This window comes from Paenibacillus sp. J22P51, assembly GCF_059692215.1.
The window spans coordinates 333,624-357,736 of record NZ_JCAUAZ010000005.1 but is presented as its reverse complement, the minus strand read 5'-3'; the positions used below and the strand labels follow the sequence as shown (position 1 = coordinate 357,736).

General features: G+C 45.6%; 23 protein-coding genes. 19 read left to right on the top strand and 4 right to left on the bottom strand.

Going from position 1 to position 24,113, the window contains the following annotated elements; translation table 11 throughout:
- From AC58QC_RS14670 to AC58QC_RS14655, 4 genes are all read left to right on the top strand, one after another.
- On the top strand, positions 1 to 584 hold a 584-nt coding region (locus tag AC58QC_RS14670; protein ID WP_497415859.1), incomplete at its 5' end, for a hypothetical protein.
- A gap of 183 nt (positions 585 to 767) precedes the next feature.
- Positions 768 to 1,523: an IclR family transcriptional regulator gene (locus tag AC58QC_RS14665; RefSeq protein WP_497415858.1), complete on the top strand. Its 756-nt coding sequence runs from the start codon at positions 768 to 770 to the stop codon at positions 1,521 to 1,523.
- Positions 1,524 to 1,684: 161 nt separating this feature from the next.
- On the top strand, positions 1,685 to 2,458 hold the full coding sequence (locus AC58QC_RS14660) for an SDR family NAD(P)-dependent oxidoreductase (RefSeq protein WP_497415857.1): 774 nt from the start codon (positions 1,685 to 1,687) through the stop codon (positions 2,456 to 2,458).
- Positions 2,459 to 2,507: 49 nt separating this feature from the next.
- The gene (locus AC58QC_RS14655) at positions 2,508 to 3,419 is read left to right on the top strand and encodes a fumarylacetoacetate hydrolase family protein (RefSeq protein WP_497415856.1); all 912 of its coding nucleotides are present in this window, start codon (positions 2,508 to 2,510) and stop codon (positions 3,417 to 3,419) included.
- A 38-nt stretch (positions 3,420 to 3,457) separates the two neighbouring features.
- On the opposite strand, the gene AC58QC_RS14650 is transcribed toward AC58QC_RS14655, so the two are convergent.
- Positions 3,458 to 4,327, bottom strand: coding sequence for a helix-turn-helix domain-containing protein (locus AC58QC_RS14650; protein WP_497415855.1), 870 nt, complete (start codon positions 4,325 to 4,327; stop codon positions 3,458 to 3,460).
- 121 nt (positions 4,328 to 4,448) lie between these two features.
- On the opposite strand from AC58QC_RS14650, the gene AC58QC_RS14645 reads away from it, so the two are divergent.
- From AC58QC_RS14645 to AC58QC_RS14605, 9 genes are all read left to right on the top strand, one after another.
- A complete protein-coding gene (locus AC58QC_RS14645) occupies positions 4,449 to 5,642 on the top strand; it encodes a Gfo/Idh/MocA family protein (RefSeq protein ID WP_497415854.1) in 1,194 nt (397 codons plus the stop codon).
- 14 nt (positions 5,643 to 5,656) lie between these two features.
- Positions 5,657 to 6,484, top strand: coding sequence for a sugar phosphate isomerase/epimerase family protein (locus tag AC58QC_RS14640; RefSeq protein ID WP_497415853.1), 828 nt, complete (start codon positions 5,657 to 5,659; stop codon positions 6,482 to 6,484).
- A gap of 205 nt (positions 6,485 to 6,689) precedes the next feature.
- Entirely contained in the window at positions 6,690 to 8,042 is a 1,353-nt protein-coding gene (locus tag AC58QC_RS14635) for a GGDEF domain-containing protein (RefSeq protein ID WP_497415852.1), read from the top strand.
- A 158-nt stretch (positions 8,043 to 8,200) separates the two neighbouring features.
- Positions 8,201 to 9,217 carry an NAD-dependent epimerase/dehydratase family protein gene (locus AC58QC_RS14630; protein WP_497415851.1) on the top strand — a complete coding sequence of 339 codons (1,017 nt, stop codon included), beginning with the start codon at positions 8,201 to 8,203 and terminating at the stop codon, positions 9,215 to 9,217.
- Positions 9,218 to 9,219: 2 nt separating this feature from the next.
- Positions 9,220 to 10,287 carry a dihydrodipicolinate synthase family protein gene (locus AC58QC_RS14625; protein WP_497415850.1) on the top strand — a complete coding sequence of 356 codons (1,068 nt, stop codon included), beginning with the start codon at positions 9,220 to 9,222 and terminating at the stop codon, positions 10,285 to 10,287.
- A 77-nt stretch (positions 10,288 to 10,364) separates the two neighbouring features.
- The gene (locus tag AC58QC_RS14620; protein ID WP_497415849.1) at positions 10,365 to 11,162 is read left to right on the top strand and encodes a polysaccharide deacetylase family protein; all 798 of its coding nucleotides are present in this window, start codon (positions 10,365 to 10,367) and stop codon (positions 11,160 to 11,162) included.
- 128 nt (positions 11,163 to 11,290) lie between these two features.
- Complete coding sequence (locus tag AC58QC_RS14615; protein ID WP_497415848.1) at positions 11,291 to 11,461, top strand: Spo0E family sporulation regulatory protein-aspartic acid phosphatase; 171 nt, start codon at positions 11,291 to 11,293, stop codon at positions 11,459 to 11,461.
- Between the two features lie 180 nt (positions 11,462 to 11,641).
- Positions 11,642 to 12,274 (top strand): SGNH/GDSL hydrolase family protein, encoded by a 633-nt coding sequence (locus tag AC58QC_RS14610; RefSeq protein ID WP_497415847.1) that lies wholly within the window; start codon positions 11,642 to 11,644, stop codon positions 12,272 to 12,274.
- A gap of 165 nt (positions 12,275 to 12,439) precedes the next feature.
- Complete coding sequence (locus AC58QC_RS14605; RefSeq protein WP_497415846.1) at positions 12,440 to 14,290, top strand: heparinase II/III domain-containing protein; 1,851 nt, start codon at positions 12,440 to 12,442, stop codon at positions 14,288 to 14,290.
- 242 nt (positions 14,291 to 14,532) lie between these two features.
- Here AC58QC_RS14605 and AC58QC_RS14600 read toward each other — a convergent pair whose 3' ends face one another.
- Positions 14,533 to 15,363 (bottom strand): helix-turn-helix domain-containing protein, encoded by an 831-nt coding sequence (locus tag AC58QC_RS14600; RefSeq protein ID WP_497415845.1) that lies wholly within the window; start codon positions 15,361 to 15,363, stop codon positions 14,533 to 14,535.
- Between the two features lie 116 nt (positions 15,364 to 15,479).
- Positions 15,480 to 16,244 carry a phytanoyl-CoA dioxygenase family protein gene (locus AC58QC_RS14595; RefSeq protein ID WP_497415844.1) on the bottom strand — a complete coding sequence of 255 codons (765 nt, stop codon included), beginning with the start codon at positions 16,242 to 16,244 and terminating at the stop codon, positions 15,480 to 15,482.
- Positions 16,245 to 16,556: 312 nt separating this feature from the next.
- Between AC58QC_RS14595 and AC58QC_RS14590 the strand changes: the two genes are divergently transcribed.
- From AC58QC_RS14590 to AC58QC_RS14565, 6 genes are all read left to right on the top strand, one after another.
- On the top strand, positions 16,557 to 18,203 hold the full coding sequence (locus tag AC58QC_RS14590; RefSeq protein WP_497415843.1) for a sensor domain-containing protein: 1,647 nt from the start codon (positions 16,557 to 16,559) through the stop codon (positions 18,201 to 18,203).
- Between the two features lie 125 nt (positions 18,204 to 18,328).
- Positions 18,329 to 19,297, top strand: a complete 969-nt coding sequence (locus AC58QC_RS14585) for a quinone oxidoreductase family protein (protein ID WP_497415842.1) — start codon at positions 18,329 to 18,331, stop codon at positions 19,295 to 19,297.
- Positions 19,298 to 19,457: 160 nt separating this feature from the next.
- Positions 19,458 to 20,522, top strand: a complete 1,065-nt coding sequence (locus tag AC58QC_RS14580) for a Gfo/Idh/MocA family protein (RefSeq protein WP_497415841.1) — start codon at positions 19,458 to 19,460, stop codon at positions 20,520 to 20,522.
- Between the two features lie 32 nt (positions 20,523 to 20,554).
- Entirely contained in the window at positions 20,555 to 21,415 is an 861-nt protein-coding gene (locus AC58QC_RS14575; protein ID WP_497415840.1) for a sugar phosphate isomerase/epimerase family protein, read from the top strand.
- Positions 21,416 to 21,450: 35 nt separating this feature from the next.
- Positions 21,451 to 22,320 carry a sugar phosphate isomerase/epimerase family protein gene (locus AC58QC_RS14570; RefSeq protein WP_497415873.1) on the top strand — a complete coding sequence of 290 codons (870 nt, stop codon included), beginning with the start codon at positions 21,451 to 21,453 and terminating at the stop codon, positions 22,318 to 22,320.
- A gap of 188 nt (positions 22,321 to 22,508) precedes the next feature.
- Positions 22,509 to 22,811 (top strand): hypothetical protein, encoded by a 303-nt coding sequence (locus AC58QC_RS14565; RefSeq protein WP_497415839.1) that lies wholly within the window; start codon positions 22,509 to 22,511, stop codon positions 22,809 to 22,811.
- 415 nt (positions 22,812 to 23,226) lie between these two features.
- On the opposite strand, the gene AC58QC_RS14560 is transcribed toward AC58QC_RS14565, so the two are convergent.
- Positions 23,227 to 24,063, bottom strand: coding sequence for a helix-turn-helix domain-containing protein (locus tag AC58QC_RS14560; protein WP_497415838.1), 837 nt, complete (start codon positions 24,061 to 24,063; stop codon positions 23,227 to 23,229).
- Positions 24,064 to 24,113 lie beyond the last annotated feature (50 nt).

The window sequence follows — 24,113 nt, the reverse complement described above, 5'->3', positions numbered from 1 at the left end:
AGCAATTTCAAGAAAGTGTCTCGAAATTAGAGCAAGAGCTCCATACCGTTCAACCAAATATTACAGAAGCACTTGAGCAAAATTTCAGAGTTGAATTGCTTGCATCAACAAGTGAATTGCAGAAGCAATTTCAAGAAAGTGTCTCGAAATTAGAGCAAGAGCTCCATACCGTTCAACCCAATATTACAGAAGCACTTGAGCAAAATTTCAGAGTTGAACTGCTTGCATCAACAAGTGAATTACAGAAGCAACTTCAAGAAAGTGTCTCGAAGTTGGAGCAAGAGCTCCAAACCGTTCAACCCAAGATCAAAGAAACTCTGGAGCAAAATCTCAGGGATGAAATGCTTGCAGCGACATATGAATTGCGAAAGCAACATAATGAAAATATAACGGAGTTAGAGCAAGAAATGCGTAAAAATTACGATAACCTTACTCAGAATTTAAATGAACTTATAGAACATGCAATTAACAATCAAGTTGAATCAAATGAAGATTTACTAAACAATCGATTTGACAACATATCTATACAATTGACATCCCAACAACGTTTGCTTGATAAGCTTGCCAAGTTTTTAGGTATTTAGGAAATGAAGGCAGAAGGGAACGCCACACGAAATGTGTGGCGTTCCCTTCTATATCCAGCGCCTAATTGAAAACGCATCGTAGCTCTTTCATAACGTGGCAAGCAGCAGACTTACTTACACCATCCCGCACTTTGTGTTATCATCTAATGAAAAAGCCTGCTTGGTGGTCTGTGAGGGATAAGGATGGAAAGAAAGTATTGGGTCCCAGCACTGGAAAGAGCGCAAGACGTGCTCCAGCTAGTTGCAGCGCAACCCTCAAAGCTGAAATTGATGGATTTGAGCGCAGCAACGGGGATTAATAAAAGCACAATGTTTTCCCTTTTACATACAATGGAGACCTTGAATTGGGTGATCAAAGAAAAGGGCGACACGTATGCGCTTGGATCCTTTTTCGGTGTGCTTGGCAACGCTTATTTTGCTGGCATGTCGTTGGTGAAGCTATTTGAGGAGAAGGCTGCTCGTGCTGTTGAGCGTCTTGGTGAAACGATTCAGTTAGCCCGATTGGAGAAAGGTGAACTTGTCTATTTAGCCAAAAAAGAGGCAGCATCACAAGTCCGTCTGATCTCTGAGCCTGGTATGCGTTTGCCCGCCTATGCAACTGCCATGGGGAAGGTGTTGCTTTCTGCTTTGGAGGATAAGCAGGTGCTCGCCATGTACGAGGAGGGGAACTACCAAGCATTTACTCCGAATACAATTCAGAACGGAGAAGAACTGCTGGAACACCTTCAAATCGCAAGAGTGAACGGCTATGCGGTCGATCAAGAAGAGATTGTGCTTGGCTTTTGCTGCTTTGCGATGCCGGTTCTTGATCGCAACGGCAGTCGGATCGCGGCAGTTAGCTGCTCCATGCCCGTTCATCAATGGATGCTGAAACAAGACCTTGTGAAGGAAGAGATTCAGCTTTTGGCACAGGATTTGTCGGCTATTTTACCACATTAGAAAGTATTGGTTTTCAGGAGAAAAACTATCCTTCTATCCGTATCTCGGGTAAAGGCTGGTTTTTTTTTGGATTGACGATATGGAAGGAGGATGCTAAAATTAGTCTATAATTTAAAATATAAAACTAAGTTTATTATAATAAACTAAGGAGTGTGTACCAAATGAGATTGATCAATAAGGTCATCATGATTACAGGTGCAGGATCAGGAATCGGAAAGAGCACGGCACTGCTTTTTGGGCAAGAGGGTGCCCATGTGATCGTAAATGATTTGGATGCGATCAAGGGAGAAGAAACAGCTTCCGAAATTCAAGCGAATGGCGGAAAAGCACTCTTCCTACAGGCGGATGTAACGGATCCAGAATCCGTCAAGACGATGGTAGATCGTGCAATTGAAGCATGTGGACGTATTGATGTACTTTTCAATAATGCGGGAATTAGTGGTGTTGGTGCCCTGCATGAACTGGAACCAGAACAGTGGGATCGCGTCATTCGCGTGAATATTCGCGGCGTGTTTCTACCGTCCAAATATGTCATCCCCCATATGATGGAAAAGCGTAGCGGCTCTATTATTAACATGTCCTCCTGCGTTGCGGAAATTGGTTTAGCTAGACGTGCTTCCTACGCAGCTACCAAAGGAGCAGTATTGGCGTTGACGAAATCGATGCAAGTCGATTATGCACCGTATCATATTCGAGTAAATGCCCTCCTGCCAGGCACGATTTTGACACCTTTTGTTGAGAACTATTTGAAAACATCTTATGATGATCCTGAGGCTGCGATTAAATCACTCAAAAGCAGGCAGCTTAGCGATGAGCTTGGGACGCCAGAGGATGTTGCGCAAGCCGCGTTATTCCTAGCATCTGATGAATCCAAATTCATGATGGGCTCGCCCTTATACATCGATGGTGGCGCCGTGTTCGGCAAGAATGCTTAGATAAAATCAGCTAAATCCAAACTACCTATTTGAGAGAGGATGTTTTCTTTTGAAACTAGTCACGATTGATCATTCCGGTGTACGTCATCTTGGTGTGAAGCTTGAGAATTTCGTATTCGATATCACGGAGGCATTAAAAGCGTTTCCTGAAGCGGGTATTCCATCCGACATCATGTCCGTCATTGGAAACTCAGACACGGTATTGCCACAGATTGAACGATATATGGCAAAACTAACGGAGGGGTTATCAGAGGGGAATGCGTTCTTATTGGACGAATCCCAAGTTAAGTACGGACCTTGTGTTACGCAGCCAGGCAAAATCATTTGTGTTGGCTTAAACTATCGCAAGCACGCTGAAGAGACCAATGCCCCGATCCCTCAATATCCGATTTTGTTCAACAAGTTCAATAATACGATTGCAGCGCAAGGTGACGATATTCCGCTTCCAAATCGCGTTACGAATCAGGTTGATTATGAAGCTGAGCTTGTTATTGTCATCGGGAAGCAAGCTAAATATGTTTCCAAAGAGAACGCCTTGAGCCATGTGTTTGGCTATTGTAATGTAAATGATTTGTCGGCTCGTGACTTGCAAATGCGTACCCAACAATGGCTGCTGGGGAAATCCTGCGATAAATTCAGTCCTCTAGGGCCGTACTTGGTCACGGCTGATGAAGTAGGCGATCCAAACCAGCTGAAAATCACGTGCACGGTGAATGGTGAGACGAGACAGAATTCGCATACATCAGATATGATTTTCCATTGCGATGAAATTGTCAGCTACATTTCCCAGCATATGACGCTGTCACCTGGTGATATTATTTTGACGGGAACGCCTGAAGGAGTAGTTTTGGGTAAACCGGTAGATCAACGTGTGTACTTAAAGAATGGCGACGTTGTAACTATTGAAATTGAAAAGCTAGGTGCTTTGACGAATCGTATGGTGGATGAAATTATCAATTAGTTATATAAGGAGACAGCCTGAGGGCTGTCTTTTTTCTTTTATTCATCAATCAGCTGCATACTTCCCTTAATGCTCACCTGCTTCGCATATTGCTTAGGCAGGATACCGACTTTTTTCTTAAACATCCGCAGAAAACCTGTGTAATCGTTAAAGCCAGAGCCCAAACAAGCTTCCGTCACATTTGCGCCGTCCTTAAGCAGCTTTTTGGCGAGAGCTATGCGTTTGTATACGATATATTCGTGGATCGTGCTGCCGGTATGCTTTTTGAAGAGGCGGCTGAGGTGATATCTGCTTATGAAGAATTTCTTTTCTAACAGCTCCAAAGACAGATCCTCCGCCAGATGTTGATTCAGATAAGCAAGGATAGGCGTCAAGCGTACGGGTAAGTCCACACCAAGCTCCTTTTCTTTGTTCGTCTCAAAAAAACGTTGCACAAGTGAAATGATTTCTAGCATATAGCCAAGTTTAATAAGAGCATCGCCTGCGAAGGGATGCTTATTGGTGTGTTCATATTTCTGAAACAAATCAACTAAGGAGGACGTTTCCTGCTCCGTGAGCGTGATTTTATTATTTTCGCCAAGCTGGCGGTTATAGAAGCAGTGTAAGGGTCGAATATTCTCCGTTTGGAATTGTGCAATCAATGCAGGATTAAATTCAATCGTGACACGCTCGTACATGGCATCGGTCGTTAAGGCAGGCTTGTGAATTTCGTGCTCATTCGTAATGATGAGATCGCCATACTGCAGCGGATATACCGTTTTCTCTACAAAGTAATTCACGTCCCCCCGAATGAGGAAGAAGATTTCGCAGCCCTTGTGCAAGTGGAAATGAACATTAAACGGAGGTTTCCTAGTCGCATGTTGGAAATGGATATGATCATCAAGTTGTGCTAAATAGTCCGTAAACATTATTGATCCCTCTTTCTCATTGAGCAAGATTGTCCATTTTTGAGGCAATTTCTTCAAGGAAGTTGTAATTAGAATGATATAGGATGAAAGTGAGATATTCAATATGTGGGAGGGAACATACATGAGTAATCCGATGATCAAATTTGGACTCGTTGGTATTGGAAACATTGGCCGTACACATCTAAAGTATTTAAGCGAAATGGAAAATGTGGCATTGGTGGCAGTCTGTGATGTGGATCAAGAGAAGGCTGATCAGTCTGCGAGCACCTACGGGGCGAAAGCTTACTACACAGCCAGCGATATGCTTGCGCATTCGGGAATCGATGTCGTGATTATCGCTGTTCCGCATTATGATCATCCTACGATTGCCATTGAAGCTTTCGAACGTGGTATTCATGTCATGTGTGAGAAGCCTATTGCCGTGCATGTCAACGATGCGAATCGAATGATTGATGCCTATGAAGCGGCAAAACGTTCGTATCCGAACTTACAATTCGCGATTATGTTCCAAGAGAGAACGCTTCCCTTTTATGCGAAGCTTAAGGAAATCGTGGCAAGCGGCGAGCTTGGTCAATTGACGCGTGCAACATGGATTCATACGAAGTGGTTCCGCTCCCAGACGTATTACAATAGCGGTGGCTGGCGCGCGACTTGGGCCGGTGAAGGCGGCGGCATTCTGACGAATCAGTGTCCACACACACTGGATATGTACCAATGGTTGTTTGGCCTGCCAACACTCATCTCAGGCCATGCCCATATTGGCAAGTACCATGATATTGAGGTAGAGGATGAAGTGACGGCTTATTTTGAACATGCGAACGGGATGATTGGCCATTTGATGGTAACAACTGCTGAGCTGCCGGGCACAAATCGTTTGGAAATCGTAGGGGATAGCGGGAAGCTGCTGCTTGAGAACGGCAAACTACTTTACTACAAATATCCGCAATCCATGCTGACCTTCACCAGAGAGACAGAGCAGTCGTTCGCTACGTGGGAAGTTGAGCCAGAGGAAGTTCCTGTAGATATCACAGTTCCGAATGGACATCCGATTGTGACGAGACGATTGGTGGATCGCTTGATCGGCTTAGATGTGGACTTAATTGCTGAAGGACCAGAAGGTTTGGGCGCGGTGACATTAGCGAATGGCATTATGTTATCGTCCTTTGAGAAGCGTTCGGTTACTGTGCCGATTGATGGGGATGCTTTCCAAGCGCACTTAACTGAAAAGATTCGAACGTCCAGCTTCGTCAAAAAAGTGAATCAAGCACCCGAGTCGGTCGTGGATATGTCAGCGTCCTTCGGGACTGCGAAATAAGAGGAGGGGTCGTCTTGTCAAAAGTAAAGATTACTTGTTTCGCTGATGAAATCTCGCATGATTTGGAAGAACAACTCGATGTTCTTGCACAAGAGGGACTTGCCCATTTGGAGCTTCGCAATGTATGGGGTAAAAATGTGCTGGATCTGATCGATCAGGAATTACAGTCAATCCGTTTATTGCTGGAGCAGCGTGGTTTTGCAGTATCTTCGATTGCATCGCCGATTGGCAAGTATCCAGTGGCAGACGATTTTGCGCCTCAGTTGGCTGCCATGCAGCGAGCGATTCATGCCGCACATACATTAGGCACACCATATATTCGGATTTTTTCCTATCATCCGCCAGAGAATGGTGATTTAGATGCGTGTAGGGAAGAAGTTATGAGCCGAATGAAACAGCTTACTGCGCTCGCGGAACAGCACAACGTCATTCTCATTTTAGAAAATGATAATAATCTATACGGTTCGAAGGATGACCGTGTGTTGGACATTTTGCAGCATTGTGCTTCGAACTCGCTTCGCTCGGCATTTGATCCTGGGAATTTCGTCATGAATGATGTTAAACCGATGGATGAAGCGTACCCGAAATTACATCCATACACCGCGTACATTCATGTTAAAGATGCAACGAGTGAGCCCCAGCAATTCGTTCCAGCGGGTGCAGGTGAAGGTCAGATTGGTCGCTTATTGCTTCAACTACGTGAGCGTGGTTATACAGGATTTCTTTCCGTAGAGCCTCATTTACATCATTATTTGCCCCATGCCAGCAATCCCAAACGCGTAGTAACGGCGGTTCGAGCTTTGAAAGAATTGCTCGCTCGCGCAGAGATGGCTTGGGAGTAAGAGATCGAAATGAAATAAAAAGCACGTTCATCTACATCTTCAGGTCAATAATGTTTACTCTGAGCAGCAACCTGCCCATTCGCGGCAGGTTGCTTGTTTGCGTACTACATCAATATATGGACTTAAAGACAGATTAACGATTTGTCTTTTATTCGAAATACGGCGTATACTTATTCATAATAATGAAGTAAAGGAGCCGCCATACATGGATAGTCCGAATCGTATCGCTATAGGTATTCTAGGGCCAGAAGCTCTGGTGAATAAAATATTAAGCGTCATCGCGATGTCCTTTCCTTCCTTTGAACCCATTGCGCACGCATGTTCAGCAGAAACTGCGCCAGAGGTGGCTGAGAAGCTGCTCTTAGAGGTCGAAGTGCTGCTCATTACAGGACCGACTCTCTATCGACGCGTGAAGGAGCAGATTGTCACGCACCTTCCTGTCCATATGATCCCGTTGACAGATACAGGACTATTTAGCGCCTTATATCGGTTGCGCAGTAAGCCAGAGCTTCAGTCAGCGGATACGGTGTTTAGTATTGATTCGTTCACGTCCTCAGCCTTAAGCAGACACGTTAAGGAGATTGGCGAAGCATCGGCTAGTTTCCTCATTTATGATGGCGTGCCTTACCCGCAAATGGAGACGATTCTGGCATTTCATGTGGAGGCATATCACAAGGGAACTACCCAAGCGGCGATGACAACCGAAAGTGAGGTAGCCGAAGCGCTCAATCAGAGGGGAATTCCCTGTGAGTGGATTACACCGACTGATCAGAACATTACTGTCGCATTGGAGCGAGCGCTCCTGTCAACGGAAACGCGTCGTAGTAAAGAAGCGCAAATTCTAGTCGGCATGATCAATGTGGATGATTTCGGTAAAAAGCTTCAGCAGCAGAGTACGGAGCACGATATTCAGCGCTTTAAGCTTGAAGTACATCGTAAACTGATCGACTATGTGGAGTCGTTGGATGGCTATTTGACACATCTTGGCGCTGATGAATACTTATTTTTTACGACACGAGGGATATTCGAACGCGAGACGGTTGGCTACAAGTCAGTTCCGCTCGCCCGTGAAGTCTGGAAATCACTTGGGCTGTCTCTTAGTATGGGAATCGGCTTTGGTCGCAGTGCCAATGAAGCGGGCACACATGCGCGACTTGCGCTCCGCAGATGCAAAGAGGCAGGCGGCAATACGTGCTTCATTGTTCGAGAAGACAAGACCTTGATTGGCCCGCTGGAAATGGCAGATCCGCTTAGTCGGGATTTGTCGGTGACGGATCCTGAGCTGCTCAAGAGTGCCGAGGATGCGGGGATGACCTCCACCTATTTGAGTCGCCTTATGGCTACTGTCGCACGAACGAGCAAGCTGGACTATGAGGTGCACGAGCTAGCGAGTATTCTAGGGGTTACAGTTCGAAGTACACATCGTCTGCTTCTGCAATGGATGGATCACGACTTGATTTCTAGTGTTGGTTATGTGAAGGTACCCAAAGGGAGACCGAAGCAAACGTTCCGACTTCGATTTCTAGAGAAGCTTGCAGCCGATCCTAGCGGAGTATAATGGATTAAGAAGAACCGCTCTAACGTTGGCTATGGCCATTGGAGCGGTTTTTCATATCTATTTAAAGACAATATAAAGATTTGTCTTTTATGTTCAAGAGTCCGTATACTACAGTCAGGAAGCTATTATAACGATCATGACGTGAGGAGATTGTGAGAATGAGAACATTAGAAGATTTGGATAAAGTCATGTCGACCCCCTCTCAGGCATTAATACAGTTTATGCAAGAATTAGTTGGGGATATTATGCTGCTTGGTGTCGGAGGTAAGATGGGACCGAGTCTAGCTAAGCTGGCATTGAACGCAATTCGAGCAGCAGGTGTTGATAAAAAGGTGTACGGGGTTTCTCGATTCTCCGAAAGTGGATTGCAGGAAGAACTTCAATCCTATGGGGTAGAAACGATCGCGTGTGACCTTTTGAATGATGAGGCTTTGCAGGCGCTGCCAGATGTCCCTAATGTCATTTACATGGCTGGCACCAAGTTCGGAACAACGGGGAATGAACATTTCACGTGGGTGATGAACGCGTACCTGCCAGGCAGAGTGGCCGAGAAATATCGCAACTCTCGCATAGTTGTATTTTCAACAGGCAATGTGTACCCGTTCACTCCAGTTGCGTATGGCGGGGCTCACGAAGCTATCAGTCCTGCACCAATTGGTGAATACGGTCAATCCTGTCTTGGCCGCGAGCGGATGTTCGAGCACTATAGTCACAAGCATGGAACGCCGGTGTTGATCTATCGCTTGAATTATGCGATTGACTTGCGCTATGGTGTACTCTTGGAGATTGCGAAGTCGATTAAGGAAGGACGCGCCATTGATCTTTCCATGGGTCACTTCAATTGTATTTGGCAGGGAGATGCCAATGAAATTGCGATTCGATCACTGTTGTCGACATCAAGTCCAGCTAATTTCCTGAACGTGACGGGACCAGAGACGGTATCCGTGAAATATGCCGCACAGCAACTTGGGCAAAGGCTTGGCATAGAGCCAATCTTCAAAGGTCAAGAGTCGGAAACAGCATTACTTAGTAACGCTGCGAAGAGTATGCAATTATTTGGTTATCCGCGGGTTTCTCTTCTCCAGATGTTGGATTGGGTGGCGGAGTGGATCGAGCATGGTGGCAGTATGATCAATAAACCTACGCATTTTCAAGAGCGAGAGGGGAAATTCTAGCGATGACGCAACGTAGGGAATTAAGTAATGAGCAACGCATTGCGCTGCATGATGGACTTGTCATTCCAGCCCATCCACTTGCCTTAACAGCTGATCGTTTGCTGGATGAGCAAAGTCAACGGGCATTAACGCGCTATTACATGGCCGCTGGTTCTGGAGGCATTGCTGTGGGTGTGCACTCGACACAGTTTGAAATCCGCGATCCGAAGTTCAACCTGTATGAGCGAGTTCTACGTATGGCTTCGGAAGAAGTGGACCGCGCCGCACTCACTAGACCGTTCATCAAGGTTGCAGGAATCTGCGGCCCTACAGACCAAGCGATTCACGAAACAGATACAGCGATTTCACTTGGCTACGATGCTGCCTTATTATCGATGGGCGGCTTGAGCGGCTGGACTGAAGCGCAAATCTTGGAACGGACAGCACGAATTGCCGAGAAGATGCCCGTCATTGGCTTTTATCTTCAGCCATCCGTTGGCGGTAAGGTCTACAGCTTCGATTTTTGGAAGCAATTTGCGAACATTCCGGGAATCATCGCGATCAAAATGGCACCCTTCAATCGCTATCAAACGATTGATGTCGTGCGTGCCGTCTGTTACTCGGAGCGTCGCGACGAGATCGCCTTATACACGGGGAATGATGATAACATAATTAATGATCTACTGACAGTGTACAGATTTCAAGTTGAGGGTAAGCCCATAGAGAAAAGAATTGTTGGCGGTTTACTTGGACATTGGGCTGTATGGACGCAGAAAGCGGTGGAACTATTAGAAGAAGTAAAAGCAGTACGGCTGAATCCTACGCTCGCCTCCGAATGGCTTACGCGCAATATCGAAGTGACCGAAACGAACGCAGCATTCTTCGATCCTGCCCATGGCTTCGCAGGCTGTATTCCAGGCATTCATGAAGTACTTCGTCGGCAAGGATTGTTGAAGGGAATATGGTGCTTGAATCCACATGAAGAATTGTCTCCAGGGCAATTTGAAGAAATAGATCGCATGTACAGTGACTATCCACATTTGAATGATGATGCATTTGTGAAGTTGAATCTCTCGAATTGGTTATCCTGATCAGGAAATGATAGCCCCTCAAAGTAGTTTCTGATACATTGAAGTATGTATTAGACTCAAATTTGGGGGGATTTCTTTTGCGCATTCGGTTCGATCGGTTTCCACAAGGTGTTACCAAAGCTTTAACGCTAAGTTATGATGATGGGAGAGTACATGATCGCACGCTCGTGCGTATACTGAATGAGAACGGGATTAAAGGGACGTTTCACTTAAACAGTGGGTTCCTGGGAAAAGAAGGTTACATTGAAGCATCAGAAGTGGCATCGCTGTTTGAAGGTCACGAAGTATCTGCTCACACCGTCGATCATCCATTTTTGGAGCAATCGCCTATGGATCAAATCGTGCGTGAAATTTCAAACGATCGAGAGGCGTTGGAATCCATAGTTGGCTATCCGGTCCGCGGGATGAGCTTCCCATTTGGATCCTACTCGGACAGCGTGATACATGCACTTCCCACGCTGGGTATTGAATATGCACGAACTGTATCTAGCCATGGTGGCTTTCAAATGCCAAGTGATTTTCTGCGGTGGCATCCAACATGTCATCATAAGCACATGCTTGAGCAGGCGGATGCATTCGTGCGATTAGAACAGAGACATTCTCGGATGTCGCTCTTGTATGTTTGGGGTCACAGCTATGAATTTGAGAACGACAACAATTGGGAGATGCTTGAGCAATTTGGCGAAAAAGTAAAAGGCAGATCTGACATCTGGTTTGCAACCAATGCCGAAATCGTAGCGTATATGCAAGCGCTAGAACGACTGCGGTTCTCTGCGAATTGCCGTATCATCCATAATACCTCCTCGATCCCTGTTTGGATCAGTGTAGAAGGAGAGATATTGGAAATTCCGGCTGGTCAAATAGTAAGAATATAGCAATTTTATGTAAAATTTCGTAAATAATCATAATTTGCTAATAGTTTCTTAACAATAATCGATTATGATTCAGGTAACAAAACGTGTGAGTTATCCACAGCAGGAATTTCAAAATCGGAGGGATCAATATGGGACAACGATATGAGTTGGAAGAGAAGATTGAGGCACTTAGAAATGAGCTGAATCTTGCTAGTCAAACATATGGCCTATTGTCTGACACGGTATTGAAACTTTCTATCGCACTGGATGAACTGCTGAATAGCTATTATCAATTACTTTATATACGAACTATCGCCTAGTTAGGAAGACCGAGTTTACACTTGCGGGTGTGAATCTCGGTTTTTTTTGTTTTTGGCGTGTCCTTCGATCGCAGATTTTACTTGTTCTCTCAATCCAGTTGAGATGGTATAATTTGTGAGGGAATTTATTCTAGTTAATCATGAAGAAAGCTTGGTAAATCAAAGGAGGGTTCGTTACAAATGGCAGCATGGTTGGAGCAAGGAGATATCGTTCTATTTCAAGGAGATAGCATTACGGATGCAGGACGCATTCGTGATAATAGCAATGATCTTGGCAGAGGGTACGCACTTATGACTGCTGCACAGTTTTCAGCGAAATATCCAGAGAAAAAGGTTACCTTCCTGAACCGTGGGATTTCTGGCAATCGTGTTCCTGATCTACAAGAAAGGTGGCAACAAGACTGTTTGGACTTGAAGCCGAATCTTGTTTCGATTTATATTGGCATCAACGATACATGGCGAAGATTTGATCGCAATGATGGGACATCGACAGAGAAATTTAAAGAAGGATATCGACAATTGCTTGACCAAACGGCTAGCACGGGTGCGAAGCTGCTTCTCATTGAGCCATTCGTGCTGCCTGTGCCAGAGGATCGCAAGCTGTGGAGAGAAGATTTGGATCCGAAGATTACCGTTGTACGTGAATTGGCGAGAGAATTCGGAGCGCGTTTATTATGTTTGGATGGTCTATTCGCACAAGCCTCAACGCAAGCGGACAGCGCTTTCTGGGCGCCAGATGGCGTGCATCCATCTCCTGCTGGACATGCGCTTATTGCGAATGCATGGCTGAAGGTAGTCGGAGCTGTTGAGTAATCTAAGTGGTTAGGATATGAAAGCTTCCGCTTGTTGCGTGAAGCTTTTTTAGATTGCTGCGAAATGGTCAATTTTTGATGGATAGAGGTCAAAATAATGGCTAGTTTGCTTTAGATATTTGAGCGTATAGTTAAGAGTAAAAGTAGGACTAAGGAAGGAGTTTCTATGAATAGTCGATTCTTATTAGAAGCTTTGCTCGAAGCTGAATCCGATCAAGGAAAATTGTTCCACGAAGCTTTGCAGGCGGCCCAATCACCTATCATTCATACGGAGAGTTCTTTGCTCACTTCTGTCTATAACGAGATTACGCCGCTGGTACTGGAATTTGAGAGCAAGCCAATCGCGGCATTACCTTTTAAAGAGTGGGATTTATATCGATCAAGGGGCTCGCGAATCGAATTCGAAGCGCTTTATTTTGATCGTCGTCGACGGTTAGCAGCTTTGGTCGTGGCGGCGTTGAAGGATGGAAGCGAGGCATATCTGCCTGCGTTGGAAAATACGATTTGGGCTATTTGTGATGAATATACGTGGTGTCTGCCTGCACATTTGATGAATCATGATGCTGCGGTAGAGGGAGAAGAATTTAAGCATATTGACTTATTTGCTTCAGAAACTGCACACGCGCTTAGTGAGACCTGCCATATTTTCCGAGATCAATTAAATGGCCAAGTGGTGAGAAGGGTGCAGAGAGAGGTTATGAAACGGGTCCTTGAACCTTATATGGCCCTCAAGAGAGCGTATTGGTGGGAGACGTGCGAGATTAATTGGTCTGCCGTTTGTGCGGGGAATATTGGTATGACTGCAATTTACCTGCTGCCTGATTCGAAAGAACTGTTGCCAATTATTCAGCGTGTTCTGGGGTCAATGGATTGCTTCCTGGAAGGGTTTTCAGAAGAAGGTGCTTGTTTGGAAGGTTTGGGCTACTGGTATTATGGCTTTGGTTATTACGTGTATTTCAGCGAGCTGCTGAAGCAGCGTACAGGCGGCAAGGTGGATATCCTCCAAACGGATGCTAAAGCACGCAAGGTCGCGCAATTCCCACAAAGCTGCTTCTTGCAGGGGAATCATATTGCTAATTTCTCCGACTGCTCACGGAAAAATGGCATTCAGATCGGGATTTTCAGCCGATTGTGCGAGCAATTTGAAGAGATTCGGATTCCCACACTGGAACATCTGCCTCTAACTATTGATCATTGCGGACGCTTCGCTGGTGCCGTACGTAATGTGGTGTGGTTGAATGAAACGCTGCTTCGCGAACGTGAAAACATGCCGCTTCAAACTGACTTTCTGCCCGAAGCACAATGGATGGTGAGCCGGGCGAAGGTAGGAAACCAGCTCGTTAGCTTTGCAGCTAAAGGCGGACATAACGACGAACCTCATAATCACAATGACATCGGACATTTCATCTGGATCGTAGATGGGGTTAGATGGTTCGAAGATTTGGGAGCAGGACTCTATACGAAACAATATTTCGGTGAAGAGCGGTATTCCATTCTCTGTAACAGCTCTGCAGGGCACAGCGTACCCATCATTAACGGCTACAACCAGCAAGAGGGCATCGCGCATTGTGCACAGGTACTAGCAGCGGAATCTACAGATACTGGTGACTGGTTCAAGCTTGATCTGAGTAAAGCGTATGCAGTGCCTACACTGGAAAAGCTTGAGCGTAGCTTTGAGTTTGATAAGCTGCAAGGCAAGCTGACCCTGTCGGATGCTTTCGAGTTCCGTGAATCTGGTGCAGCCGTGACGGAACGCTTCGTTACGCAGCATAAGCCGGTCGTCGTGCGGCCTGGCGAGATTCGACTTGTGGCTGATGTGAGGGAGGCGCAAGCGTCAGGTGCGAGTGATCAACATCAACAGTTGCTTCGATATGATGCGACACAGTTGACGGCGTCGATTCAAGCCATGGAGCACCAGAATCATGAGGGCGGAACGGAGACTGTGTACTTGATTGATCTAACTGCTTCTGAGGTAGGAGAAAGAGTGAGGATTGATGTCACTTTGGAGTTGGGGTGAAACGGTTTCACGAACACCGCTTGATTGCCTCTGCCGCACATTAGCTGTAAGAACTACAGCTAATTTCTTCATTTACTTACGAAAAGCTCATTTAGATGGAAAACCTCCAACTATTTTCTTGGTTTCAGCTGCATTTGCAGAGAGAACCCGAAATTAGCTGGAGGTTTTCCAGTTATTTCTATAAATCTAGTGAAATTGGCGAATTTAACTGTAGTTTACCCATCTATTCAACCTCAACCTAACTACTCATTCAACCACAGCCCGAACTGCTGACGATACTGCAGCGGGGTTAGTCCCGTTTTGGTTTTGAACATCCGCGAGAAGTAGTTCGGATTGTCGACGCCAAGCTCGTAAGCAATTTGAGAGACGGGCTTCACGCTGGAGGCGAGTAGTTTTTTGGCTTGCTCGATTTTGATACTGTGCACGAAATGAAGCGGCGCCTGTCCCGTTTGTTTGATAAACATTTTGCGCAAATGGGAATCACTCAGCTGAACTAGCTCAGCTAGTTCCCGTATTGCGGGCATCCGATGCGGATGCGCGTGAAGAAAGTGGATGATGGTATGAATTCGCTTGTCCAAGTGCGTATAACTGGAGCTTGGATCGTCCGTGCCCCCTTTGTGAAGCAACTCATACAAAATACGGAGCAGTGCAGACTGTTGCAGCAAATGAGTATAAGGTGTAACACCGCGCTCCTGAGCAAGCATGTCTTGAATAACATGTGCAATAGCGCTCGAATTGTCCTCAAATGCAATCGGAATATTCAAAAGCTGCACCCAGCTTCGATTGCTCACTAAAGAGATTTCGGCATCGAAATTAATGCTGGTCAACGAAAGCTCATCCGAGATGGCGTGAAAGCTTATCACACTTTGGGCAGGAAGTATAAGAATCTGACCTTCTTTACAGCGTAAGGTAGCTTGGTTGATTTCGAGTTGAAAGCTTCCTTTGTGCACAAACCACATCACGCAGTGTCGTAGGGTGCGGGCTCTTGCCTGCCAGCGATAATCGAGCTGATATTGTGTAATATGCAGAAATCGAATCTCCAACGATTCAATCATCATCTGAAAAGAATTCACTGCACCTGCCTCCTCACCCTACGACTCGTCTGTTTCTATTATTCTACCATGTTCGTGCTAGCTAGACGAGCCGATGTGGTGTGGTCTGGTCTGGTCTGGTCCTGCCCTGTCCCTGTCTAAGCCTGAGGCACAACACCTTTAATATCTTCATTCCGTTTCAAAGTATCTTCACCATGCACGAGGAAAGTGCGAATGCGCGTAGTGTCGCCGCCCCACTCGTCGATCTTGAATTTGACCTCAGGCGTTGTATATCGTACTGAGAAGGCTACGCGAGGTATGTTTGATTTATTATTTTCAGAGCCATGGAAGGTCGCTTCGTTAAAAAAGGCAATCTGTCCCGGAGACATCTCTAAGTCGATAGCTAGGGATTCGTTGATCGACTCCGCAGGCAGGCCTTGCTCGAAAGCACTTTGATCGGTGCCCGTAGAAACATGCTCGACAATCGATTTGTGCGTACCAGGGATGACACGCAGGCAACCATTTTCACGAATGGACCAACCCAGACTAACCCATGCAGTTGCATTGATGGCAGGCTCCATTGGCCAATAATTAATATCCTGATGCCAAGGAATGAATTTATCATTATTAGGCTCTTTGTACCAGAAATGCATGGCCCACAACACCAAGTCATCACCAAGAATCTGCTTCATCGCGTTAACGATGCTAGGATGTGTAGCAAGTGTATAGGCCCAATGATGACGTTGATGCCATGCGGAAAGGTTTATTTTCGTTGGTCCAGGTTCAAATTTGTTCTGTCCTATCACCTCAAAGAATCGGTTATAGTACATATCGGATTCTTCCAGCGAAAGTCCTTGCATAGGTCCGCTATAGCCCTCGTTGACGTATTGCGTGAGCGAGAATGGATTCCCTTTAGTTATCATTCGTGTAACCTCCTATGTTTTGCTAGCCTTTTTCTTTACCTAATGTAATTGTAAGCCTCGCAGCACCTAAAAATAAGGAAGTAAAACGATTATGAATAGCACAAAACGATCATTTTCGAATACCAGTGACGGGAGGAGGAGTTCGAGGTAATCGGTGTTGTGCTCTGGTACCACAGGCTGGCTAATTTTTGTCGTTTGAGGTCAGTTAAAGGACATTTTTTGAAGGAAAAATAGTGGACTGTGTCGAACTCATAATACATACGTCCCATGTGGGCGTAAAGTTTAGGTTATTCGGATAAAGGAGTTCTACGGATGACAATTCCTGCAACGACAACATTGGATTTGAATTTACTGCAAAAGATGCTGGATGATATTGAAGACTCTATTTACATAATGAAAGTGTCAGATGCGAAGATCACGTATTATTACGTTAACAGCGCAGCAACGCAATTTAGTGGGATCACGATGGAACAAGTGGGGACGTCTTTCTTTGAATCCAATACGAGCCAGATGGCAGACTATTTATATAAAAAATATGCCAGAGTAGTCGATGAACGTCGGACAATTCGGTATGAGGATGGTGTTATTTTACCCAATGGTACGTCAAGTGGTGAAAGCATTTTAACGCCTATTTTGGACGAGAATGGGAACGTCAGTTTTATTTTTTCGGTAACTCGGGATATTACAGAGCGAAAACAGCATGAGAATATCTTGTATAATTATGCGTATCAAGATGATCTCTCTAATCTGTTTAATCGTAGATATTTACTAGAGCACGTGTCAGAACCTTCAACCATCTATTTATTGGATTTGGACAATTTCAAGAATATTAACGATACCTTTGGTCATCAAGCTGGAGATTCGGTGCTTGTAGAAGTAGCATGCCGCCTCATTGAGGTATTTGGTGATAATCGTTATTCGCTTGTTCGCCTTGGCGGAGACGAGTTTGTAGTTGTAGATTCCAAACCTTTGGGGCGTGTCGAAGAGACGGCGGAACAGCTGAGTCAGCTTTTTCATGATCCATTCCGAGTAGATGAACATGCGGTGAAGGTGAGTGTAAGTATCGGCATTGCGGAGCGAAAGCACAATGAAACGATTCAAGATTTGCTGAAGCAAGCGGATATCGCTCTTTACACAGCCAAAGGAGCTGGTCGAAAGCGGTATCATTTGTTCGAGGCATCTTCACGATATGATCATGTGGAAAATTTCATCCATGAACTAGCTCTTTCGCAAGCCATTGATAAGGAAGAGCTGCACTTGCATTATCAGCTTATTTATAATCCGTCATCCGGGATGGCTGTTGGTGCTGAGGCGCTCTTGAGGTGGCATAGCGAGAAGGGTGGGCACACGCAGCCGAGCGATTTCATTCCGATTGCTGAGGAAACGGGGCTCATTGTGCCGATCGGCTATTGGGTTATCCGTCAAGCCTGCAAGGATTGGCATCAGCTGAAGGAAATTTACGGTCCTCTTTTCAAAATATCAGTCAACATCTCGCGCATTCAATTGAATGAAGAGTGCTTTGTTGCACAGGTGTTGCAAATTTTGAATGAGGAGGGCGTGGACCCGTCCGTAATGGAATTAGAAATTACCGAAAGCACGACACTACACTCGCTGCAGGAAGTACAGCTTATTTTGAGCAAGCTTCGCGGGGCAGGGTTCACGATTGCGTTGGATGATTTCGGAACGGGATATTCCTCGCTAAGCATGTTAACGCTTCTGCCGATTGATAAGCTGAAAATTGATCGTATTTTCATCGCAGATGGGAACGTCCCTCTGATTGCGGCTATTATAGCTATGGCCAAAGCATTGAATTTACTGGTTGTCGCGGAAGGCATCGAAACAAGTGTTCATTTCCAAATGCTTGCCGACATGCAGTGTTGGGGAATTCAAGGCTACTACATCAATAAGCCTGTTTCCTATTCAGATTTACCTTCTTTACATGAACGGACAGGCGTTTAACTGGAAGAATCATTTTATTTACCTCGTGTCTTCATTCGCTGCAGAGCGTTTGGGGGCACTTTTTTTTGCTTCTTCTATTCAATATGTTAAAATTACTAAGGTCAATTAAGCGTGGGAGGTTACACATGAAAGCATTGATTTTCGAACAATTCGGTGATCCCGAAGTTCTCATATATAAGGAGATTCCAGACCCTATCGTAGAAGGGGATCAGCTTCTGGTAAGGACGAAAGCGATAGGCCTAAATTTTGCAGACGTCTATCGTCGCAAAGGAAATTATCATTTGGCAGGGAATCCGCCGTATATTCTTGGGTATGAAGGTGCCGGGATCGTCGAGTGGGTGCCTGCCCATATCAACAATATTCAAATCGGGGACCGGATCGCTTTTGCTGACGTGCCATTTGCGAATGCGGAGCTGGTAGCCGTTCCTGTTGATCGCGCGATTCCGCTGCCTGCGGACATCTCTTTCGAACATGCGGCTGGCCTTCTGCTGCAAGGCATGACAGCGCATTATTTGGTTAACGACAGCTTCCGCGTTGAGGCTGGAGATGAAGTTCTAGTCCATGCCGCAGCAGGCGGAGTAGGTCAGCTTTTGGTCCAATTGTGCAAAAGTAAAGGCGCAAGGGTAATCGGACTCACCTCATCCGAAACAAAAAAGCAAGTCGCGCTAGACGCAGGTGCAGACGAAGTCGTCCTTTACTCTACGGACTGGGTCCAAGAAGTGATGCAGTGGTCTTATGAAAAAGGCGGTGCCCAGGTTGCCTATGATTCGGTAGGCTCTACCTTAATGGACAGCTTCGCAGCCGTTCGAACAAAGGGAACCGTCGTGTTCTACGGCATGGCGGGTGGAGACCCAGCTCCCGTGGATCCAAGAATGTTGATGGATACCTCCAAAACTTTAACAGGCGGCGACCTCTGGAATCACGTGACTAGCTTGGACAATCGCATTCAGAGATCCAATGCTTTGTTCGAAGCAATCCGCGAGGGAAGTCTGAAGATGGATACCATGACGAAGTTCTCCTTGAAGGACGGCGCTGAGGCCCACAGATTACTCGAGAGTAGACAGAGTACAGGCAAAATTTTGCTAATACCATAAAGAAGAAGCGGTGAACCATAGATAAGATCTAGGATTGCCGCTTTTTTATTTCAGTAATTTTGAACATATAGTCCATGGAGCTGCTCATCCTAGTTATTCTCGCTATGTCCAAAGCATGTTAACTTTAGAGAGTACTTATTCTAGGGAGGCTGAATGTGCAATGAGCATAAACAAATTGAGAATTGGTGTTATCGGTGCAGGTTCTATCTCTGATTTGCACTTTGCGTCATATACGAAATCAGAGGATGCTGTCATTGTTGCTGTCTGCGACCTTAATCGTGAACGAGCAGCCGCGAAAGCGGAGAAATATGAAATTGCTCACATTTATACGGATTATAAAGAGCTTTTGGCCAACCCGGAGATTGATGCGGTCAGTATTTGTACATGGAACAATACACACGCTGAGATCAGTATTGCTGCACTTCATGCTGGCAAGCATGTTTTGGTAGAGAAGCCGCTATGTAAAACTGTAGAAGAAGCGCAACGCATTCAAGATGCGGTTCGTGAAACTGGGAAGATTCTTCAAGTTGGATTTGTGCGAAGATATGATACGAATGCTCAGCTTGTGAAGCATTTTATAGATAATGGTCAATTAGGTGAGATCTATTATGCCAAAGCGTCTTGCCTTCGTCGTTTAGGTAATCCAGGTGGCTGGTTCTCGGATGTTGAGCGCTCTGGCGGCGGGCCGTTGATTGATATTGGCGTACATGTCATTGATGTGTGTTGGTACTTGATGGGCAAACCGAAGCCAGTTGCGGTGAGCGGGCATACGTATAACAAGCTAGGAAATCGGAAGAATGTGAAGAACTTATCCTTTTATAAAGCAGCCGATTATGATGCGGAACGCAATACGGTTGAGGATTTGGCGAATGTATTGATTCGTTTTGAAAATGGGGCATCCCTCATGGTGGACGTCAGCTTCACGTTGCATGCGAAGAAGGATGAAATCGCTGTCAAGCTGTATGGTGATAAAGGCGGCGTTGAGCTTGAGCCTGAGATTGTGTTTGTAACCGAGATACTGGACACGATTACGAATGTGACACCACAAATCAATAACAAGTCAATCGACATTAGCAGCGCTTTTCAAAATGAAATCAATCATTTCGTTTCCTGCTGTCAAACAGGCCAAACACCGATCAGCCCGGTGGAAGATGGTCTTGAAATGATGAAAATCCTATGCGGCATTTATGAGTCAGCAGCGAAGGGGCAAGAAATCAGATTATAGCCCGATCGAATCGGAGCATAGGAGGAGCGCGTATGAAACTAGGGGTTAGCACATATAGCTTGTACCAGGCGTTAAAGTCTGGCGAAATGTCGATCATGGACGTCATCGATTGGATTGCGGATCAGGGAGGTGAACATGTCGAGATCGTGCCATTGGGGTATGATTTACCGGGTAACTTTGCGCTTGCGGATGCGATTCGCGAGAAAGCTCAGGCCCGAGGTATTGCTATTTCCAATTACGCCATCGGCGCTAATTTCTTAACAGAGACTGAGGAAGCGTATTTGCAGGAAATTGAGCGCGTGAAAGGCGAGGTCGATCTTGCTGCCAGATTGGGTGTTACTAAAATGCGGCACGATGTAGCTCGAAGTGAGGATCTCTCGATTCGAAATTTCAACGCCAACTTGGATCGTTTAGCTGAGGCCTGTCGTCAAATTGCAGATTATGCGAACCAATACGGGATTGTGACAAGCGTTGAGAATCACGGTTTCTTCGTGCAGCATAGTGAACGTGTTCAAGCCCTGATTCATGCTGTTGATCGTGCGAATTTCCGGACAACATTAGATGTTGGAAATTTTGTATGCGTAGACGAGGATTCCGTTGCAGCAGTGACGAATAATCTTCCATATGCCTCTATTGTCCATGTGAAGGATTTCTACATTCGCCCATCCAATCAGAATCCAGGAGAAGGCTGGTTCAGGTCATCTTATGGTACCTATTTGCGCGGAGCGATTGTGGGACAAGGGGATTTGAATATACGTGAAATTCTACATGTGGTCAAAAGCTCAGGCTACGACGGTTACATTTCCTTGGAATTTGAAGGAATGGAAGAGTGTAAGAAGGGCACGTTGATCGGTTTGCAGAATATCCGTAGAATTTGGGATGAAATAAACTAGCGCTAAGTTCGCGATAAGGAGTGTATGAAGACATGATGATCAATCCAATTGGTATTATGGTAGATAGCTTGCGTCTTGGACTACGGGACGGATTAAAGAAGTCCAAAGAGCTTGGAGCAGACGGCGTACAAATTTATGCAGTGTCAGGTGAGATGGATCCAGCTAACCTAACGCCGGGGGCGCGTAAAGAGTTACGTGCCTACATCGCATCATTGGATCTTCAAATCTCAGCCCTTTGCGGCGACTTGGGTGGACATGGCTTTCAAGATAAGACCGTGAATGCAGCAAAAATTGAGAAATCCAAGCGCATTCTAGATCTAGCGGTTGAGCTAGGTTCGTCCGTTGTGACAACGCATATCGGTGTTGTACCAGAGGATCGGAACGATCCTATCTATCAAACGATGCTGCAAGCTTGTGAAGAGCTTGGGGTGTATGCGAGCAGCTTAGGCGCATATTTCGCGGTAGAAACGGGGCCGGAAACGTCGGCACATTTGAAAAGCTTCTTAGATAACCTTTCCACCAAAGGCGTCTCCGTTAACTTTGATCCAGCGAATATGGTCATGGTAACGGGTGATGATCCTGTTCAAGGGGTATACACCCTGAAGGATTACATCGTTCACACGCATGTGAAGGACGGCATTCGACTTCGTCAAGCTGATCCGCGTGAAGTGTATGGTTCACTTGGCTATAAGCCAATGACGCACGAGAATATTGCTGAGGCTGCAACATCAGGAGATACGTATCGCGAGTTGGCATTAGGCGAAGGTCATGTCGATTTCGGCCGTTACTTCCAGGCGCTGCAGGAGATTGGTTACAAAGGCTATCTAACGATCGAGCGTGAAGTCGGGGATCAACCAGAGAAAGATATTGCGAGTGCGATTGCTTTTATTCAAAAGTTTAAATAGTTCGGAGGACCTCGCCATTGGCGAGGTTTTTTTGCGTTCCATGCCTATACAATCTGCTGATCGTTGCATACGTTGTTCTGTCAGAACTTCAGCCGACGGAGAAAGGAACCAGCAACAAATATTTACAAATTGGGCTTCATAATCTTCCAGAATGAGAGTAAAATAGAGGACAAGAGGAGGATTGATCTATGATGAGTACATTGAAGAGTTTCACGGATTCGGAACAGCAGATTTCGTTGGAGTTAAGAGATGACCATTTAACAGTGCTTCGTTTCTACGGTGAAACATCCATTTACCCTTTCAAAAATATTTCACTTGCCTCTGAACCGATTCCTGAGTATCCTTTAAACCGCGTTGCTTTAACGGTTATTGATTTCAACACTGGTGTAACCGATTTCAAATTTTCGTCGAATTCACGAGACTTTGAGATTTTCGTCCAAAAGCTGCTTGAAGTCCATAGCGAATTCGTACCTAATCATAAAATTTCATAAGAAGATGTATCAAAAACCGCTTCGGCGGTTTTTTTGTGCTTGAGGTGGAAAGGCTCCATCAACTATATCAAATAAATCTACTCCATCAGCTGTAATCTATGCCTGCCGAGCATATTGGGCTAATTCTCAGCACCTGAGCAACCATGTTTTGCTACCCCGAGCTAAGGATAATCAAGCCCCCAGACACAATAACTGGAAAATATACATCTAATTTCATCCGAATCATCGATTTAATTCGAATAACTGTAAGAAGTACAGTTAATTTCAAGCTTTTGCGTCAAATAGGAAAGAATCCAGAGAATTAACTGTACTATTTCCATCTATTTTCCAAAATGAGGTGAAACAGGCGGAAATAGATGGAGTTTTTCCAGTTATTTTTGGTGTAGTGGCGGGAGAATGTTCAATGCTGATTAGACTAGTTAATATACGGATGACGGAAAACATCTGGTGTCTGCCCAACGGCTTTACGAAAAGTAGAAATGAAATGCGATGCATCAAGAAAGCCCGTTGTCTCTGCGACTTGCTTAACTGTTAGCTCTGGCTGAGCGATCAGCATTTCTTTGGACTTCTGCAGGCGAAGCTGAAGCAGGTATTGATACGGAGAGAGTCCGAAAGCGCGACGAAATAAGGTGTTTACGTGCTGCGGCGAAACACCAAGCTGGGTGGCCATCCAGCTGAGTCCAACGTGGGCAGCGGCGAAGTTTTGCTCTAGTTCGAGCAGCAGCGGCAGCAGCCGCTCGTGACTTTGCGAGAAGGAGGCGCTTTTGTTTATGATGCCGTGCTTTTTCAGCAGCGTAAGGAATTGATAGATTTCCAATGAACCGTTGGTACCAGTGAAGTCATGACTATCGCGATATTTATGATAGTAATACTCATGAATAGTAGCGAGAGGTGTATCTGGCCCCCAACTAATTTGCGTCGAGAGTGGAATTTCCAAGGCATGCACGATAGATGCGGCTAAAGCGCCATCAAACGTTAAATACCAAGTGGACCACGGTGTCTCAGGTACTTGATAAGCATGTGGAACCCCACCGGCGAGGAGCATACCTTGCCGTTCGCCAAGCCTAACTGGGCCGCTATCCAGAATGATTTCGCCACTGCCGGAGATCGTTTGGAGCCAATGAAAGCAAGGATAGCCTTCTTCGCGTTTATAAAATTGCTGCTCGCGCTCATAACCGATCGTTTCCAGGATAAGGGGGAGCTTGCGGTCAGTTTCGGTAATGACGAAAAACTTTCTATAATCAATTGCCAAGGAATGACCATCTCTTTCATTTTTTAATATGTCATGCGTCGTTTCTTATA

Bases quoted from the DNA above. Each gene is read 5' to 3' on its own strand.
- AC58QC_RS14665 (WP_497415858.1), top strand. From the start codon at position 768: ATGGAAAGAAAGTATTGGGTCCCAGCACTGGAAAGAGCGCAAGACGTG.
- AC58QC_RS14660 (WP_497415857.1), top strand. From the start codon at position 1,685: ATGAGATTGATCAATAAGGTCATCATGATTACAGGTGCAGGATCAGGA.
- AC58QC_RS14650 (WP_497415855.1), bottom strand. From the start codon at position 4,327: ATGTTTACGGACTATTTAGCACAACTTGATGATCATATCCATTTCCAA.
- AC58QC_RS14645 (WP_497415854.1), top strand. From the start codon at position 4,449: ATGAGTAATCCGATGATCAAATTTGGACTCGTTGGTATTGGAAACATT.
- AC58QC_RS14635 (WP_497415852.1), top strand. From the start codon at position 6,690: ATGGATAGTCCGAATCGTATCGCTATAGGTATTCTAGGGCCAGAAGCT.
- AC58QC_RS14630 (WP_497415851.1), top strand. From the start codon at position 8,201: ATGAGAACATTAGAAGATTTGGATAAAGTCATGTCGACCCCCTCTCAG.
- AC58QC_RS14625 (WP_497415850.1), top strand. From the start codon at position 9,220: ATGACGCAACGTAGGGAATTAAGTAATGAGCAACGCATTGCGCTGCAT.
- AC58QC_RS14615 (WP_497415848.1), top strand. From the start codon at position 11,291: ATGGGACAACGATATGAGTTGGAAGAGAAGATTGAGGCACTTAGAAAT.
- AC58QC_RS14610 (WP_497415847.1), top strand. From the start codon at position 11,642: ATGGCAGCATGGTTGGAGCAAGGAGATATCGTTCTATTTCAAGGAGAT.
- AC58QC_RS14605 (WP_497415846.1), top strand. From the start codon at position 12,440: ATGAATAGTCGATTCTTATTAGAAGCTTTGCTCGAAGCTGAATCCGAT.
- AC58QC_RS14595 (WP_497415844.1), bottom strand. From the start codon at position 16,244: ATGATAACTAAAGGGAATCCATTCTCGCTCACGCAATACGTCAACGAG.
- AC58QC_RS14590 (WP_497415843.1), top strand. From the start codon at position 16,557: ATGACAATTCCTGCAACGACAACATTGGATTTGAATTTACTGCAAAAG.
- AC58QC_RS14585 (WP_497415842.1), top strand. From the start codon at position 18,329: ATGAAAGCATTGATTTTCGAACAATTCGGTGATCCCGAAGTTCTCATA.
- AC58QC_RS14580 (WP_497415841.1), top strand. From the start codon at position 19,458: ATGAGCATAAACAAATTGAGAATTGGTGTTATCGGTGCAGGTTCTATC.
- AC58QC_RS14575 (WP_497415840.1), top strand. From the start codon at position 20,555: ATGAAACTAGGGGTTAGCACATATAGCTTGTACCAGGCGTTAAAGTCT.
- AC58QC_RS14570 (WP_497415873.1), top strand. From the start codon at position 21,451: ATGATCAATCCAATTGGTATTATGGTAGATAGCTTGCGTCTTGGACTA.
- AC58QC_RS14565 (WP_497415839.1), top strand. From the start codon at position 22,509: ATGATGAGTACATTGAAGAGTTTCACGGATTCGGAACAGCAGATTTCG.